This is a genomic window from Pyrodictium delaneyi (assembly GCF_001412615.1).
Taxonomy (GTDB): Archaea; Thermoproteota; Thermoprotei_A; order Sulfolobales; family Pyrodictiaceae; genus Pyrodictium; species Pyrodictium delaneyi.
In genome coordinates this window covers 1,724,228-1,740,783 of sequence record NZ_CP013011.1, presented here as the reverse complement: position 1 = coordinate 1,740,783, position 16,556 = coordinate 1,724,228, and the positions used below count along the sequence as shown (strand labels likewise).

Sequence of the window (16,556 nt, the reverse complement as noted above, 5' to 3'; positions counted from 1 at the left end):
ATTTTCTCCTTCTCAACCATATATTGCCCTCATTATATAGGGCTTATAAGAGGTTTAGGGCTGTGAGCGAAACACAACAGCAGTGTACATGGCAAAAATCAGGTATGGTCATCATAATAAAAAGGGGTGTGGGGGTCAAAGCCCTCTCAGCCCCGGAGTATATCAAGCTATACTGGTTACTCGACGGTTATTGTTAGCTCTATTGGCTCCTCGCTTACAGGGTTGAGGTCCTTGAGGCTGTCTACTAGCACTATCTTTACTGTGTAGGTGCCAGGTTCTAGAGCTGGTAGTGTTACTGGTAGGTCTGTTACGCTGTTGGCCTTTAGCACGTTGACGCTGAAGCTGAACTTTACTGGTACACCGTCCTTGTATATTGTCACTACGGCGTAGACCTGCACGTCGGTGCTGGCCTTGTTCTCTACGGGCACTACTACTAGTACCTGCTTGCCAGCCTTAGCTGTTGTTACTGGCTGTAGTGTTGCCGGGTCTAGTAGCTCGCTCTTCTCTGGCTGTGGTACTGCAGGCCTGCCTGCTACAGCGCTCTCTACTACCTTGAAGCTGCCCTCTACTGGTACATCGGTCTCGCCGTTAGCGGCTAGCTTGTCTACGTACTGTACATAGACTGTGCTGCCAGCTGGCGCGTAGACTGTGTTGGGCTGGCCTATCTCTTCGGGGTTGTCGGTTATGCGTATCACGTTGCTGAATACGCCGGTGTTCTCGCCGGTCTCTATTAGTTTGACTGTTGTCTTGATCGGTAGAGCGCTACTCCATATGGTCACGTTTACGTACTCTACCTCATCGGCCTTGGTGTTGGCGTCGAAGTCCTTGACGACTATCTCTACTGTTGTACCTGGGGCTGCCTCCTTTGGTAGCTCTAGCTGGCCAGTCTCAGTGTACACTTCGACACTCTTCACAGTCACGCTTGTACCGCCGTTAGCGTCTACTGGGTCCTTATAGACTATTGCTACTGTGTCTACTGGGTTTACTAGAGCATCGCTTAGCGGTATCTGGAATATGAATGTGCCGTTATCGCTTGGCAGGTTGCCTGCCGGATAGACTGGTGTTATTACAGCAGCGAAGGCTGTTGCGTCAGCCTTGTTGCTGGAGGCCTTTAGTAGCTCGTTGCTGGTTATGTAGCTGGCTGTCTTGCCTGCTAGGTCTGGGTCATAGATCTTTACTGTTATTACGCCATAGGGGCTTACCTTCTCTGGTGTTACTGTTACCTCTGCTGTGTGACTTAGTACCTTGAAGCTTGCACTGGCTGCCTGGCTTACTATGGCGCCCTGGACGCTACCAGTTACTACTGGGTCGGTGTAGGTTAGCTGTACTGTCTTGCCTAGACCGTCTACTGGGTCTGGGTATAGTATGTCTAGTAGGTCCTTAGCGGGTATAGTTACCTGGAAGACGCCGGGCTCTACTTCTTCGAAGGTGTAGCCGGCAGCCTCTATGTCGCCTACTGTTAGTGTTGCCTTGGTTGCGCCTTCAGCAGTTACTGTAAACTCTAGGCCAGCAGGTAGTACATCATTGCCAGCGCCGGGTATTACGTTGAGGTCGTTGTCCTTGAGTGTTATCGTTATGTTGTCGTCTAGCTTCTCTGCTACTACTGGTGTTATTGTGAGGCTTGCTGTATCAGGTGTCCTTATCTTTATCTCCTTGGTTATGTTGGTGCCCACGCTCGCATCGTAGTACTTGATTAATAGCTTGCCGAATGGTAGGTCGGCCTTGTCTAGCTTTATCGGTAGCATTGTTGTGCCGTTTGTGACCTCGAATACTACTGTGCCGTTGGCGTAGAAGGTTATGTTGAATATGCCCTCGAATACGCCAGTGTCTACGTCAGTCTCGTTGAAGTATACCTTCTTTTCTATGATGCTGCCATCCTGCTTTACGAAGTCTATGTATACAGTTGCTAGGTCGTATCCGGATATGTTCTTGTTAGCGTCAGCGTCGTCTATCTTTATAGTGAATGTTCTTACTACGTCACCGCCGCTTGCTACTGCTATTGGTAGCTCTGTTATGTCTACCTCCTCGCCGTTGTAGAGGAATGTCATCTTGCCCTCGATTACCTTGACTGGTATCTCCTTGACTATTTCTACGCCATTGAGTAGGTCCACATATGTTATCTTTATGACGTCACCGTCATTGAGGCTTGGTAGGTTCCTTATGTATACGTATATCGTGTACTGGCCGCTGTCTGCTGCGCTCTCGAAGAAGCTGTGCACTATGAATAGGTCACTTATGTATGGTGCTATGTCGCTTGCCTGTCTCCAGTCTAGGTTCTCGCTGTCGTATACGTCTACATAGATCTTGCCTACTAGTACACCGTTGTACTTGACCTCAGCATAGTTGGTACTGCTTACTGGCTCTACATAGAGTACCTCGCGAGCATTGGGGTCTAGGTTGAAGTTCTGGGATGTTAGTGTCACATCTAGGCGCGCGTCAGCGTAGGTCTCTGCTGGTGTGCTTATGTCTACTGGCCAGAATGCTACGCTGCTGCTGGCTAGCCTTGTTACCTCGCTACCGCCTGCTCCGTACTTGTCTACATACTTGACCTCGATGCTTGCGATACTGCTATCGACGTATATTACGCCGTTAGCAGCATCTACTGCTGGTGAGCCTAGGAGTATCTTTAGGCTGCCCTGGAACTGGCCCTCAGCAGTCTGCTCAAGGTCGAGAGTGCCGCTTGCCGCCTGAATGCCATCGGTCTTGTAGAGTGTTATTTCTACACTTACTGCTGGTGCGTCAATGTCTTCTACGCTTATGCTTAGAGTTTCGCCAGGCTTGACAGCGGAGGTTACTGTAAGCACGCCAGTCTGTAGCTTTATGAAGCCAGTTATGTCGCTGGAGACGCCATTCACGTCTGTTAGTGTTACTACCACCGGTGCATCATTGACGCCATAGCTCTCCTTGATGAAGTCATAGCTTGGTATGTCATCGCGGCCAGGCATGTATATGCTGGCTGCGAAGGTACCGCTACCAGTTGTCTCTGCTGTTACTTCCTCTATGAAGGCATAGTCCTTAGCATCACCTATGACCTCTACTACCGAACCGTCGTCAAGTGTTATTGTCTTCTTGCCAGTATCGCCAGTCCAGCCGTTTATGTTGGTTACTATGCTAGCTGGCACCACTGTAACCTTTACAGAAGCTATGTTTATGTTTGCGAAGCCTGCTGTTAGGTTGATACCGGTCCAGTTGAATACTAGCCTGTTCATCATATCGCTTGTGAGGACTATGTAGGCTGTCTTGTTAAACCACTGATCTGTGCCGTTATAGTATGCCTCGAACTGTATCTTGACGAACACAGCTAGGCCATTTGGTATGTTTGATGCAGTTAGGTTTAGAGCTGTCCAGTTTGAACCACTACTGACGTTTGCCTTGATCACTATATTGCTTGTACCGCCTACCTCCGCAATTGCTGCCTTAACAGCTGCGTCTGCTGCAGAACTGTCAAAGACGGTCGTTATGTTTGGACCAGTGCTGTTTGTTGTGAGTGTCATGGATGTTGTGTTTACGAATGTTAGGCTGTTAACTGCTGTGGGGTCAGCAGCTATTGTTGTAGCCTCTAGTGTTGCTGTCACTGTCTTCTCAGGAGCCATGTTTAGATAGTCAGTTGTTATTGCTTGTATGCCGGCAGGACCTACTGTTATTGTTACGCTGGCTGTGCCTAGGTCGCCTGCGTCGACAGTTATCTTTACACTACCACCATCTGGTATGTTTGTGTTTATAGCGTTCACTATTGGCCATGCTTGTGTTAGGTTACCGCTTGTGTAGTTAGCATTGCCAGTTAGCTGTGTTATATTGGCTACTAGTTTGCCGTTTACTGCTAGCTCTGGTGTTGTCCTAGAGAGTGGTGTTGGAGATGCTAGTCCTACCTCGGTATAGAATGTGATGTCGCCGAGATCGCTGGCCTTGTACTCTGTACCATCTGTTAGACCTATCTTCGTCGATGATGTGTTAGCATGAGCGTAGCTGAATATACCGGCCTCGAATGTCTTGTTAAGTGCTATATATACATGCCAGATACCACCACCTATGTAGCCTGCTATGGCCATGTATGGGTTGACGTCTGTACCAGCTATTACGTTACCTAGGTCATCGTAGAGTGTTAGTAGCACTGCTGGCGGGGTGTCACTTGGAAGACCCTTAATCTCGAGGAGTATGACGTTGTAGTCTATTTGCTGTGCCGATACTTCTAGTGTGAAGCTTGCGGCTGCTGCCGGCTTTACTAGCGGTGCTACTATCGGGGCTAGTAGGAGGGCTAGTGTGAATATCGAGGCTAGTACGCGCGTGTTCATGGTTTACGCACCCTTTGCCTTGTAGGTTGTACCTTTTGGGCCGGATTGTGTGGTAGGGTTGGTGGGGTTTTTGGGGTGTATGGCTGCAGGTGTATACACTAGTATACACTGGTGTACTCATGTCCCCGGATGCCTTAAGAAGGATCCTCATCCCTGCTATGCCTCCCCCTTCCGCTCTTAGTTTCGGCTCGCCCCTCCTCCATGGACTGGTTGTGAACTTGGGGTAGTCTCTGGAGTGGGCCTTGAGGGGGTATGGTAGTCTCTTTGACGGTGTACTCTTGGCTTCTATGACTGTAGTTGCTCTTGCTGTCTTGGCTGCTGTTGTCTCGCAGGGTGTTGCCGGGGTTCGGAGTGCTGCGGAACATGCTGCGGCTTTGTCGGTGCCTCCGCGGATGACGCTTGAGCCACTCGGCAGCTGCAATAGTTCGGGATGGCTTAGTGCTCAGCTGAGGGTTGAGCCCATAGTGAAGGGGTTTGAGCCGGGGCTTGTCGAGGTTTTTGACGCGTCTAGTGGCAAGCTGCTGTATACCAGGCAGTTCGACAGGAACAACACTGTTGTCGTTGATATACCTTGTAGTGGGTATGTTGAGCTTGTTGTTGTAGGGCGTAGTGGTGGTGCATGGCTTTACCGCTACGAGCTTGACCCTAGTAAGCCGTGCCTGGAGGGGTCTCGGGTAAATGGCTTGGAGCTGCTGTATAATGCGACGTCATGCGCTGCACCCGGCCTGGATACTGCATCTATTGCGGAGGCTACAGCAGATGCTGTTATCGAGAAGGTTTTAGAGATAAGCTATGGTCCATTGCTGCAGCCTGTGTGGGCTACGGCTCCTCTTCTGCTGGGTGTTAATCCGGTCTCTGTAGCCGCTAGTGGACTGCTTCCCGGCGTGAATGTTGACCCGGAGCGTACTCTCGTCACGGCTATCACAGGGCTGCCGGTTAGTGATGTGCAGAGAAGCAGTAGTATAGAGCTGAGGCCTGGCCAGAGGAAGACGATGTACGTCTACGAGCGCATACTGGAGCCGCTAGCTGGTGGTCTTCTCCTGCTGCGCCACCGGGAGGCTGCTGTCTGGGTTAGTGTCCCAGCCAATAGCGGCTATTGCTGGCGACTAGGAAACCCCTATAGCTACGGCTCTAGACTGCCAGGATTATCGATAGATGCTGCCGGGTTTCTACACACGGGGGATGTATGGAGGAAACGGTATAGCCGGGGCTCGTGCACTGGCTATTGGCAGCATTTTACCGAGTACAAGGTGCCTGGCTACATACCGCTTACTGGTGGTGTAAAGGTAGGCTACGAGGCTGTCGGGGTTGCTGGCTCTCTCACAATACCATTCCTAGTGACAAAGGATGCTAACCCGGAGACCATAGTGGTAACACTAGTGCCCAGGCTACAAGGGGCCAAGGTTCACGAGTACTTCATTAAGGATCCTTACCGCTGCTACATTACTTCACAGATAATCCGCGACAACAACTACGTGGGTACAGCGAAGATCAGCTACCCACCGGTATACGTGTCGATAAAACTCCATGTATTCCCCGTAAATACATACGATCCAGGCAAGCTAATAGTGTCCCCAACGAGCAGTCTTGACCCAGCATGGCTTCCTCTTGTACAGAAGCCCGTGTACACGGTGACTGTGCTGAGACCAGTAGCGCTCAGCAGCACGATAGTTAAGGCTATAACTATATCGCCTATGATGCTTAAGTACTTGGGTTATACCGCGGCTGCTGGGGTAGTAGTCCTGGAGATAGTATACGCTGCCGGGATAGGAAGCTGGGTGCCATACCTTGTAGACCCCGTAGACGTCGTCACTATGGATGAGCACCTAGGCTACGTAGCGCCAGTTGGCGCCGAATTCCTATTATATCTAGGTCACAGCCACAACGAGACCGCTAGGACTAGTAGCATAGCTGTACCTTTCAATATGCATGTAGAGCCCTCTAGCTTGGCTAAACTAGTTGCTACAATAACAGTGCTAAACGATACGACCACATTCGCAGGATGCAATGGCGCACTAGTGGTAGAGAGGACTACCACGCTACAGGACCCCGGCATGATAGTCTACGAAGTAGTCCCTGGCTCACAGGTAGAGATACGCTATAGCACCCGCGCACAGCCAGCACTTGCGAAGACTACGTCAATAAACTACACCGGGTACAATGAGGCTCCGTTTCCGCTCAGTATTATACAAGAGGTGCTAAGAGACGGCTCAAAAGCTCTAATAATTACGTGAAGTATAACGATTAGCCGGGGATAGCGGTAACCAGGGAGGTCATATATCAACAAACATTCTAATGTTTTCTTCCCGCTTACAGCATTCCGTCCTATCAAGCCTATATTGGGCTCTGTTGAGCTAGACCTAGTACCTTAGCTACTGTCTCAGAGGTTAAGACAGGGAAAGCATACGTTCTCACCACTAGGAGTAGAGGAAGCAAATAATAGGCTGATATGAGGTAGATCATCCGGTAGAGGGGTAGTGGTCAAGCTGGTTTCACAGCGCCCTCACATTAGGAATCAGATATTACTCTATTCGAGGGTTCCGTTCCTCGCTCTCGGTTGACCTTTCACGCAATATGTATATCTAATGGAGTGAGGGGCCTACATGCCGGGCTCGAAGGGCTCGAAGAAGCTTATAGCGGTTCCAGAGAATATCCTCAACGATCTAGCTTCTATAGCGAAACGTTCTGGACTTACAGTGTCTGAACTTGTTACTCTTATCTTGTCTTTTGCTGCCCGTGCTTTCCACGGCAAGGATAATATATCCTCTATATTTACTGAAGCGATTCTACTTACCGACATGCATCGGCTTGGAGGAGTTATGGTACCCCAACGTGGCCTATCACAGCTCATAGATTCTGCTGATCCTACTACTCGTGACAAGTTTATAGCAGAAATACAGTCATTAGCAGCATCCATAGCCGTTTCTGTGAAGCTGCGGAACATGGACAACGTTACACCCAAGGACATCATATACTTATTCATACCCAATGCTTCCATTGACGAGATAGACGACGATTATAACGGGAAGATAGTTATCACACTAGCCGAGCCAGTATCAGAGAACATGATAGAGCTTCTGAAAGCAATTTCAACAAAGATACTAGAAGCGTGGGGACTGCGGGTTAACAACGTGGAAAGTTATAGCTCTATACTTGTAGTAGAGTATACCAAGCCCACTAAAGAGCAAGGAAAGAAGCATTAGCTCTCGGGCTTTGAGGGTTGAATAACCATGACCTCCACAGGAGGCACCACCAGGAAACGTAGGCCGTTAATGATAGACTCTGAGTTAGCCGACACTATAAAGGACATAGCTGCTAGACACGGAATGACTATATCAGCCTATATGCGTGCTCTTCTGACTGGCGCTATTGAAGCAGAGACCAACAACCTATTTGCACCAATAGTATTGAGGAAAGCGCTTATATATAGTAAGCTTCATCGTGCTGGTGTAACCTTCTTACCGATATCCCTGCTTGATAGTTGCAATAACTCCTCCCTCAGTGAGCAAGCACGACTTGAGGGAAAGAAGCTAGGCGCTCTCCTCAAGAGCCTAGGTGTTGGGCTAGAGGAGGCACTTGACATTATTCTAGAGGATTCCAGGATAGCAATAAGAGAGCGCGACAAGATAGTCATACTGCCATCAACTAGACCTAGCGAAGAAGCTGTAAAGAATATTGTAGAGGGTATTGCAGAAAGTTATGGCGCAGAAGTGACCAAAGAAGATGCAGGCATAACTATAGTAAAGCTTAAACGTTAAAGTCCATAGCTCATCACAAAACTTTGACTCCATCTAGGTTGTACACTAGCCACAACACGTTGCTCGATTAGCCTAGGTGCCCTGTGCATATTGCTAATACTTGGCTCACGAAGTGATACAACTGCTGTAAAGGGGCTCGTTACAGTGACATACAAGCTAGACCCTATTACGCTATCTTGGCTATAGAACAGCGAAAAAGAGTGTCCTGGAAAGACAATACGCGAAATCTTGACTGGCTTCATAGATTTGTTTACTATATTTATAGCTATAGTGGCTCTACATTCTTCACTCTTAGACTCTCCATAGACCCTAGTCACTATATACCTAGATAGTATTCCACGACTGGGCGAACCGTAGAGAGCATATTTACACATACCTGTGGACGGAAAGGCGTCTACGATTTCATAGCTAGTGGACCCGGAACCTACAACGGCTACTACATCAAAGTCTACGAGGGTCCAGAACTTCTCGGAAGAGCCTGGTTTAACTACGATAGGTTCTTTGAAACGTATCATTATATAATTGGTTATATGTTCTGGATAGAAAATAGGTGGCGCAGGATAGATAGAAACACTATCACATGGAACTATGACTGTTGTGTTACCTCTTTTATACCTACATCTGTTATCTTCTAGCACCGATACTGATAATGTATTCCCACATACCCTACGCAGCTCTCCTATAGCTAGGTGTCCAAACATCATACTTCTAGCGCCCCAAGCCGTAGCTACTAGTTGCCATTACAACTACTTCAGCGAAACCAATCAAGGAACTACTATACAGAATCCGATACCCCCTTAGCTGCCGAGGTGGTCCGAGAATTCATTAGACAATTGATTAGTGACACCCTAAATCACCCATCAGCTTGCACCATGGTCTGGTCAAGCCAAAAATTACGGAAGAAGCATGTGGTACATCAACGATTTTGATTATTTCTGGGGGCTACATTGACTCGCTATAACCTGGCTATAATCTGTGTCTTCACTCTGCAGCTATCAGTGTAACTGTACGTAGAACACCTGGAAGGGTTCGTATCATAGTTACAGCTCTATCTATTTTACGTAGACCATCGGCCACTATCTTTGCAGCTACATCATATTCCCCATAGACTACATACGCTTCTACATCTACACCAGCTTGCTTAGCTACTTCTCGTATTTTCTCAGCTACATCATATTCTTTACCTATTTCAGTAACAGCTAGTACAAAAGCTACAACCCTCTCATCTGCCATTAACCACACACCTCGCCATTTTCATATTCTGGAGCCGAAGCTCTATCCCAAGATAGCCCGAGCCGCGGCACCTCCTCATCGCAGAATCCTCAGCATATAGCCCGCATGTCACAGCCCCTCATGGGGCCGGTGTTCTGCCTCATTTGCCCCCGGGGCTCCACCCGTAGAATATAGTAATGGTACCCACTAGCCTACTTAAACAGTTAACTACTACAGCCTCTCCAATGTATAGCTAAAAAGGCTTCATAATTATCTTTTTAGTAAAGTGTCTGAATGCATGAATGATACTAGATCTATTACTTTTAGCACATTTTACTGGAGGTTTCCCCAGCCTATTTGTCAGATGGACAAACAACAATGCTACGTGAACTGCATCACTGAGAGGATCGTGAAATCTCCGCCGTGGCAAAACAATCCCGAGAATTACTTCAAGAGCATCCTCAAGCGTAAAACGCCCACGTTTTCTAGCTTCTTCTTGCCAGCAAGGTATACTTAGAATCCACGAGAGTACGTCAACGTAACACATCTCTCCGATACTGATATCCCTTCGTTTAGCCTCCTCTACGATAAACTCTACATCATGCCTACCATAGACTATAAGTATGCGCTTCTTAATGGCCTCAATAATGTCGTAAAATGAACCAATACCTATAGTTGAACGGACAATTCCATGTATAAGTGCCGATGTCCCTGCATTACCTCTAGGAGGCTCAACAAAGTAGACCGCCCTAGAAAGGTCTATGCCTTTATCCGAGAACGGCAACGCAACCGCTGATACTAGCTGACACTTTCTAGCGTTAAGACATGTAGCTTCTATGTCGAGCGCCACATAACCTCTACGTACTACTATAGTAGTTTCACCTCCTTCTAGCATAATCTACGAGGCGTTGCACAGAACGTAGGGCAGAACGCAGAACAGATCTCTCGAAGCCGCTTAACTCGCCAGTATCTATTCTAGTGCTGCCATGTAGTGCTTGAGCCCATACAGTAAATGCGGAAAGGGTACGATAAGCTTCAACAACTTCTGCAGCCAAGTCGCTAGGAATTATGTTTCTGGCTACAAGGGCTGTTAGTCTATCCAGCGTGTTTACAGGCTCCCAGATGGACTCTGCTATTGAAAATGCCTTGATAGTGTATACTATAGGTGCAAGACCATGGGCCTTCAAGTCGATTTCATGGGGCAATCTACCCGCTAAACCTAGTTTAGGCCTATACATAGTCATGGTGCTCAGAATGTAACTCTTCGAACTAGATAGCGACTCCGCTATACTTCTCCGCAGCCAACGCGCAGTATTCGAATCACCGTAGACGGTAACAGCATCAAACATCAGGCTCATTAAGATTATGCTCTCGTTTACGAGATTAGATGACATGGAACGTAATTGTTCAGCCAATTCCTCTCTACTATAAAGGAGTCTGCGCGCAGTATATCCATGTCGGCATCCCGGGAATCCAACTCTATCAAGTATGTCTTCAATAGCTTCAGCTAGTCTCTGCGCTTTCTGCCCACTTATCTCCCAATACACCATCATGGTGTCTCTATCGCTTGCCAGAAACTGCTCAAGCCTACCATTACTACCAAGTGCCAGATAAGCAAACCCGCTCTCCTTGATGTCGAGCTCTTTTACAGCTAATTCAACAGCCTTCGACATAACACCTCGTAGAGCCAAACTCGCCATACGAATAAGGTGAACAGCCTCGCGACCCCCACCACTAGGATGTAACCGACGCGCCTCCTTTCGGAGAAGCTTGACTAGTTCACGGTAACGTGCTCCAAGTTCCTCTACAGTGGAGGCGCTACGTATGCGCCGAAGCATGTAAAGGGGACCAAGAGCTTCAGCATAGGCTATATCACGTACAGTAATAACTCCAGCAACCTTACCTACATCATCCACTACTACTAGGTGTTTGACGTATCTATTCATCATCATGAAGGCTGCTTCCATACATGATGCATTAGGCCCTATAGTTAACGGTCTAGGGGTCATAAACACGGATATAGGCTTGGACAAATCTTTACCGAGTGCAACGAGGCGGCGGAGATCAGTATCAGTAAAAATACCTATAGGGCGTCTTTGCTGGTCGACAACGATTATCGAAGATACACCCTCACGATGCATTACTCTGACTGCTTCAATAACGGGTGTATGGGGTTCAACTACAACAGGATCGCGGTAAACAAGATCTCCCACCGTACATGTTTCTTCTTCTCCAAAGGTTAGAACTATACGCGCACAATCGTTATCAGCGTAGATAATGATCGATTCTTCCACTGCTTTGACGCCGTGTTCGGATACCACGTAGTCTCCGGAAGATAGAAGCTGGGAATCAGCATTGACGAGACCACTATAGACTATGTAGAGGCCAGGCTTTCGTGTCTCTTCATTTTCATGAAGCAACATAATCTTGCTACATAGGAGTAGATGTTCGAGAAGCTTAGACGGTGTGTGGGGAAATACGTGTGATTGTAAAAAATCAATATGTCACGTGGAACAGTATTTTGGTTCATGAGGTTTCCCCGTTTATTTCTTCACTGGCACCTTTATCTGCTCGACTAGCTCTTGTACCCTCTTTGGCGGCTCACTAGTCATTAGCGACACTACTACATTGACTATTATGTTTACTAAGAAGCCTATTACGCCCCAAGCTATTGTGCCTATCTTCTGGCCTGCAATGCTTACAGGCTCCATATACCCTAGTGATACACCAACTACATATGGCACCGCTACCGCTAGGCCTGCTATCATACCTGCTATGGCACCCTCCTTGGTAGCTCTCTTCCAGTGGAGTCCAAGCACCATCGCCGGCGTTAGTGTCGACGCTGCAAACGCGAAGGCCCAGGCTACTGTCTTAGCTATGTATGCCTTTATCACAGGGTTAGCAGCCATCAGATATGCTAGCGTACCAGATACGAATGCTATTATCACCATCGATATCCTGGCGACCATTAGCTCTTTCTTCTCTGTAGCACGCGGGTTAATTATGGACTTGTAGATGTCACGTGTAGCTGCTGTGGTCATTGCTAGTATTAGACCATCAGCTGTTGATAGTGCTGCCGATATACCGCCTACGAGTATTATTGATGCCACTATTGGTCCTAGACCGTACATGTCAGGTAAGCCTAGTACAGCGATGTCCTTGTGTATGCTAAACGTGTCTACACCATACTCGAATATACCATCGCCATTCTTGTCAGCTATCTTTATGAGTCCTGCTTCCATCCACTTCTTTACCCATGCCTCCTTCATTAGCTCCTCCTTCACAACGTCTATAGGCTGACCGCTGAGCTCCTTCACCATTGCATGGAGCATGTATTCCTTCTCGCCGGCTAGTGCAGCGTATACTGGGGCCGTCAAGTATAGCAGGCTTATGAAGAATAGGCTCCAGGCCACGCTCTTACGTGCGTCACGGACGCTTGGCACTGTGTAGAATCTCATTAGTACGTGCGGTAGACCCATTGTGCCGAGCATTAGTGCTAGTGTGCTGAGTAGCCAGTTTAGCTGACCTGTACCGCTAGCGTAGGGGCGCCAGAATGGCTCCGTCCATGCATGGCCTTTGAGCTCTAGTACAGTCTCGTCAACCTTAGCAACGTGCTCGCCATAGGCTATGTGCGGTATCGGGTTCCATAAGTGCCCCATCAGTACTATTGGCAGCCAGTACGCGGATATTAGTACTATATACTGTGCCACCTGTGTCCAGGTGATGCTCTTCATACCACCGAAGCTGCTGTAGAGCAGTACCAGCAATGGCGCTATTAGAGTCATTATAGTCGCATCTATTCCGAATGCTCGAGCCATTACTATACCTACGCCTAGCAGCTGACCTGTCAGATATGTCAGTGACACGACGTAGAGCATTATCACGGCAAAGAGGCGGGCCTTCTTGCTATAGTAGCGGTCCTCGAAGAAGTCCGGTATAGTGTACTTGCCGTAGCTGCGTAGGAACGGGGCAACGAGCATTGCCAGTAGCACGTAGCTGAGGCTCCATCCTATTAGGAAGACGCTTGCATCATAGCCTAGCGCAGCTACAGCACCGGCCATTGATATGAAGCTTGCACCACTCATCCAGTCTGCTGCAGTAGCCATACCATTACGTATTGGTGAGACCCTGCGTGCAGCAACATAGAATTCTTCGGCTGTGAAGGCTCTAGACTTGTATGCTATTAGCATATAAGCTATTATGGTTGATATGAGGAATGAGACCGCTATTACATCCATGCGGTCTCACCCCTTAGGCTTCTATTCCAAACTTCTCATCAAGCTTGTTTATCACGTATGCATAGATAAAAGCCAGTACAACACCAAGAGCTATGCTGATCTGTATCATCCACCAGTTGAGTGGCGCGCCATTGATGCGCTCTGGACTCCCTGGTGGTGCGTAAAGACTCTTGGCGGGTAGGTGGAAGCCTATTGCTATTATCGCCCAGGCGATGAAGAATACTATTGTCGCTGCTGTAAAGGCTCTCTTGTAGCCTTCTCGGTCTACAGGAGTCGATGCTGACAACGTACTGTACACCGGCTACTGACGCGGTTTTGGTAGAAGTATTTAAAACTAGTTCTTATAGTTCCTAAACAGTCCAGCAGTATAGAAAATGTAGAATAATATCTTCACGGAGCATACTATAACATCCGCTAAACATCAAACTCTATAAGTAAACCTCTCCATAATCCTAGCACTAGTTATACCGATACTTCATTAGAACTACATCTAGGCAGCGCAGCAGCATCATAGCCATAAAGGTAACTATGCACCAGTACTAGTCAGACTACATTTAACCTATAGGTGGAGCCTTCAGCACGGATTAATACCCGTGAGGCTAGTGGAACCGAATGCTGAAAAATAAGTAAGCGGCACCGCGTACGCGGGGGGAGTATAGAGTCTTGCCCTCTGTTGAAGAGTGTCTCGAGATTGTCGAGAAGCTTTACAGCCAGGGCATCCCAGTAAAGGAGATAGCAAAACATTGTGGCAATAGTATGAGCACCGTCTATAAGGCGCTTGACAGACTCGAGGCTATGGGCCGGATACGAAGAAGAAAGGGGCGATACCGCCGACACCGACGTCTAAGCGACGAAGAGTTAGCGCAAATACGGGAGTTATACCTCAGCGGCGCCTCGGTCTACGAGATAGCAAAAAGGCTCGACCGACCAGAGTCCACTATATACTATGCCCTCAAAAGGCTCGGGCTAAAATAGGCTAATTACAACCATACATCTTCTCAACTATTATCACATGCTTGTTGTGTGCCTCCCGATACGCCTTTATGATCAGCTCTCCTGGGTGTATTTCACCGTCCCGACATAACTCCTTGATAAGCTTATGAAGCCCATCCTCGTACCCCTCTGCCACTACATGCCTTAGGTGGAGGCCCCAGACTATTACGAGTCTACGAGCCCTAGCAACGTCACCTACACCTATGATAGTTTTAACGAGAGGCCTTGAGGCTGCTATTTTGGGTGGAAGTGTACCGCCGATGCTGTAGACGAGTATGTGACTGGCGTTAAGCCTCTCAGCGGTCTCCACAATACTGCTAGCATAAGCCCATTGATGATCCGAAGGAGGGAATTTCTGTGGAGGATATCTTTCCTCAATACGCCTTATTATCTTACGCAGCCATTTTACGGCCTCCACAGGATATTTTCCTATAGCCGTCTCGCCTGTCAGCATTAGAGCATCCACACCTTGTTTCACAGCAGTAGCTACGTCCATGACCTCGGCTCGCGTGGGCACGGGATTATCTATCATGCTTTCAAGTATCTGAGTAGCAACTATGACTGGTTTACCGCGCCTCCTAGTCTCGTAGACTATATGCTCTTGTAGTAGGGGTATTTCCTCTAGGCCATAGTTCATACCAAGATCTCCACGCGCTACGATCACTATATCCGATTCCTCTATTATTGATGAAAGGTTCTCTACAGCGCTTCGGGTTTCAATCTTTGCCGCAACTCCTACATCTCCTCCTTCGTTAGCTATAAGTGTTTTCAATACAGCTATATCTTCTCCGCCGCGTACATAGCTCAAAGCTACATAGTCTAGTTCATTGTCCAACGCAAAACGTAGACATTGCATGTCCCGCTCTGTTAGAGCCGGGAGTCCTGGGTCACGGTTCAATATGACTATGGCTTTACGAGATGTTATCCGAGCCGGAGTTAACGCTTCGACACGGATTCTCAAACCCCTTACATCTATTACTCGGAGCTTCACCCTTCCGTCATTCATTACTAGTATATCGCCTTCCTCAACCACCTCGAATACACGACGCAACGGCAGTGGTATGATGCGCTCCGAGCCTCCCTTAGCCTTCTCCCCATAGACTATCTCTGCTACATCACCTGGGCTAAGCGTTATTGGTTCTTCGAGAACACCTATCCTTATCGATGGACCAACTAAATCTCCTATAATGGCTAGTGGGCGTCCTATACTCTTTTCGGTCTCGCGTATGATTTCTATCCAGCTCTTCCAGAGGCTTGGTTCTCCGTGTGCAAAGTTTATCCTAAATCCTGATACTCCAAGGCTAGCAAGTTGTTCTATGACCTCGAATGATGATGAGGACGGGCCAACTGTAGCTATTATTTTAGTGTTCACATAACCCGTCATAGATTCATAACCGTTTGGGAAGTTGTAAACTCAGACCCTATTACATGTAGCTATACTAGTCTCGTCTAGCTGAGTTAGAGCTCCATAGCCATGAGGTACGCGTCTTCGCCATCGAGGTAGTACATTGGGAGTACTCGGACTTTCTGGAAGCCTAGCTTCTCGTAAAGCCTTATTGCAGGCTCATTAGAGACACGAACCTCGAGATATACTTCCTTGCAGCCATACTTGTCGCGAAGAGCCTCAATAGCTGCTTTCATTAGAGCTGCTCCTATGCCACGGCGGCGGTAACCCTCTAGTACTGCTATTGAGACTATATGGCCCTTCTTGATGAGCGTTCCTTTAGCTATATTGGGCGCGCCATACTCTACTCTTGACATAACGTAGCCCACGACTTTGCCATCGACCTCGGCTACGAAGAACGCATCACCCCATTTCTCAAGGTGTTCACGCCAAAACCATTCGGGGTAGTTCTCGGGCAATGTAACTCTATTGATCACAATTACCTTTGGTATATCCTCTAGTGTTGCCCTTCTCACTACGAAACTCTTACCCTTGACACTATGAGGCCCCCGTGTACCGGCAATGTGTTCCACTTCTAGTCGCCCCCATGAGTACTACTGACTTAGCCCTAGGGAAGCTCTCGAACAGAAGGGGCTAAGAAACAATACCCGGTATCTAT

At 48.0% G+C, this 16,556-nt stretch carries 13 protein-coding genes; 4 read left to right on the top strand and 9 right to left on the bottom strand.

Annotated elements, in window-relative coordinates; all coding sequences use genetic code 11:
- Positions 1-176: 176 nt before the first annotated feature.
- Positions 177-4,292, bottom strand: a complete 4,116-nt coding sequence (locus tag Pyrde_RS08735; protein ID WP_055409986.1) for a hypothetical protein — start codon at positions 4,290-4,292, stop codon at positions 177-179.
- 242 nt (positions 4,293-4,534) lie between these two features.
- On the opposite strand from Pyrde_RS08735, the gene Pyrde_RS08730 reads away from it, so the two are divergent.
- From Pyrde_RS08730 to Pyrde_RS08720, 3 genes are all read left to right on the top strand, one after another.
- Entirely contained in the window at positions 4,535-6,526 is a 1,992-nt protein-coding gene (locus tag Pyrde_RS08730) for a hypothetical protein (RefSeq protein ID WP_055409983.1), read from the top strand.
- 369 nt (positions 6,527-6,895) lie between these two features.
- Entirely contained in the window at positions 6,896-7,495 is a 600-nt protein-coding gene (locus Pyrde_RS08725; protein ID WP_143522129.1) for a hypothetical protein, read from the top strand.
- 27 nt (positions 7,496-7,522) lie between these two features.
- Positions 7,523-8,050 carry a hypothetical protein gene (locus Pyrde_RS08720; RefSeq protein ID WP_143522130.1) on the top strand — a complete coding sequence of 176 codons (528 nt, stop codon included), beginning with the start codon at positions 7,523-7,525 and terminating at the stop codon, positions 8,048-8,050.
- On the opposite strand, the gene Pyrde_RS11005 is transcribed toward Pyrde_RS08720, so the two are convergent.
- The 6 genes from Pyrde_RS11005 to Pyrde_RS08690 form a co-directional block, all read right to left on the bottom strand.
- A complete protein-coding gene (locus Pyrde_RS11005; protein ID WP_420806967.1) occupies positions 8,047-8,751 on the bottom strand; it encodes a DUF432 domain-containing protein in 705 nt (234 codons plus the stop codon). The two genes, Pyrde_RS08720 and Pyrde_RS11005, sit on opposite strands and share 4 nt — an antisense overlap.
- A gap of 280 nt (positions 8,752-9,031) precedes the next feature.
- On the bottom strand, positions 9,032-9,283 hold the full coding sequence (locus tag Pyrde_RS08710) for an Lrp/AsnC ligand binding domain-containing protein (RefSeq protein WP_055410923.1): 252 nt from the start codon (positions 9,281-9,283) through the stop codon (positions 9,032-9,034).
- Positions 9,284-9,515: 232 nt separating this feature from the next.
- The gene (locus Pyrde_RS08705) at positions 9,516-10,112 is read right to left on the bottom strand and encodes a 3'-5' exonuclease family protein (protein ID WP_143522131.1); all 597 of its coding nucleotides are present in this window, start codon (positions 10,110-10,112) and stop codon (positions 9,516-9,518) included.
- Between the two features lie 28 nt (positions 10,113-10,140).
- Positions 10,141-11,685, bottom strand: coding sequence for a CBS domain-containing protein (locus Pyrde_RS08700; RefSeq protein WP_055409974.1), 1,545 nt, complete (start codon positions 11,683-11,685; stop codon positions 10,141-10,143).
- Between the two features lie 120 nt (positions 11,686-11,805).
- A complete protein-coding gene (locus Pyrde_RS08695) occupies positions 11,806-13,500 on the bottom strand; it encodes a VC_2705 family sodium/solute symporter (RefSeq protein ID WP_055409972.1) in 1,695 nt (564 codons plus the stop codon).
- A 13-nt stretch (positions 13,501-13,513) separates the two neighbouring features.
- Positions 13,514-13,786 (bottom strand): DUF4212 domain-containing protein, encoded by a 273-nt coding sequence (locus Pyrde_RS08690; RefSeq protein WP_055409970.1) that lies wholly within the window; start codon positions 13,784-13,786, stop codon positions 13,514-13,516.
- Positions 13,787-14,163: 377 nt separating this feature from the next.
- On the opposite strand from Pyrde_RS08690, the gene Pyrde_RS08685 reads away from it, so the two are divergent.
- Positions 14,164-14,475, top strand: coding sequence for a helix-turn-helix domain-containing protein (locus Pyrde_RS08685; RefSeq protein WP_055409968.1), 312 nt, complete (start codon positions 14,164-14,166; stop codon positions 14,473-14,475).
- 1 nt (position 14,476) lies between these two features.
- On the opposite strand, the gene pyk is transcribed toward Pyrde_RS08685, so the two are convergent.
- On the bottom strand, positions 14,477-15,877 hold the full coding sequence (gene pyk, locus Pyrde_RS08680; RefSeq protein WP_082419589.1) for a pyruvate kinase: 1,401 nt from the start codon (positions 15,875-15,877) through the stop codon (positions 14,477-14,479).
- Positions 15,878-15,951: 74 nt separating this feature from the next.
- Positions 15,952-16,470 carry a ribosomal protein S18-alanine N-acetyltransferase gene (gene rimI, locus Pyrde_RS08675; RefSeq protein ID WP_055409964.1) on the bottom strand — a complete coding sequence of 173 codons (519 nt, stop codon included), beginning with the start codon at positions 16,468-16,470 and terminating at the stop codon, positions 15,952-15,954.
- Positions 16,471-16,556 lie beyond the last annotated feature (86 nt).

What these genes read in the sequence shown, in the direction of transcription:
- Pyrde_RS08720 (WP_143522130.1), top strand. Translation starts at nt 7,523, where the DNA reads ATGACCTCCACAGGAGGCACCACCAGGAAACGTAGGCCGTTAATGATA.
- Pyrde_RS08695 (WP_055409972.1), bottom strand. Translation starts at nt 13,500, where the DNA reads ATGGATGTAATAGCGGTCTCATTCCTCATATCAACCATAATAGCTTAT.
- Pyrde_RS08710 (WP_055410923.1), bottom strand. Translation starts at nt 9,283, where the DNA reads ATGGCAGATGAGAGGGTTGTAGCTTTTGTACTAGCTGTTACTGAAATA.
- Pyrde_RS11005 (WP_420806967.1), bottom strand. Translation starts at nt 8,751, where the DNA reads ATGTTTGGACACCTAGCTATAGGAGAGCTGCGTAGGGTATGTGGGAAT.
- pyk (WP_082419589.1), bottom strand. Translation starts at nt 15,877, where the DNA reads ATGACGGGTTATGTGAACACTAAAATAATAGCTACAGTTGGCCCGTCC.
- Pyrde_RS08700 (WP_055409974.1), bottom strand. Translation starts at nt 11,685, where the DNA reads ATGTTGCTTCATGAAAATGAAGAGACACGAAAGCCTGGCCTCTACATA.
- Pyrde_RS08725 (WP_143522129.1), top strand. Translation starts at nt 6,896, where the DNA reads ATGCCGGGCTCGAAGGGCTCGAAGAAGCTTATAGCGGTTCCAGAGAAT.
- Pyrde_RS08735 (WP_055409986.1), bottom strand. Translation starts at nt 4,292, where the DNA reads ATGAACACGCGCGTACTAGCCTCGATATTCACACTAGCCCTCCTACTA.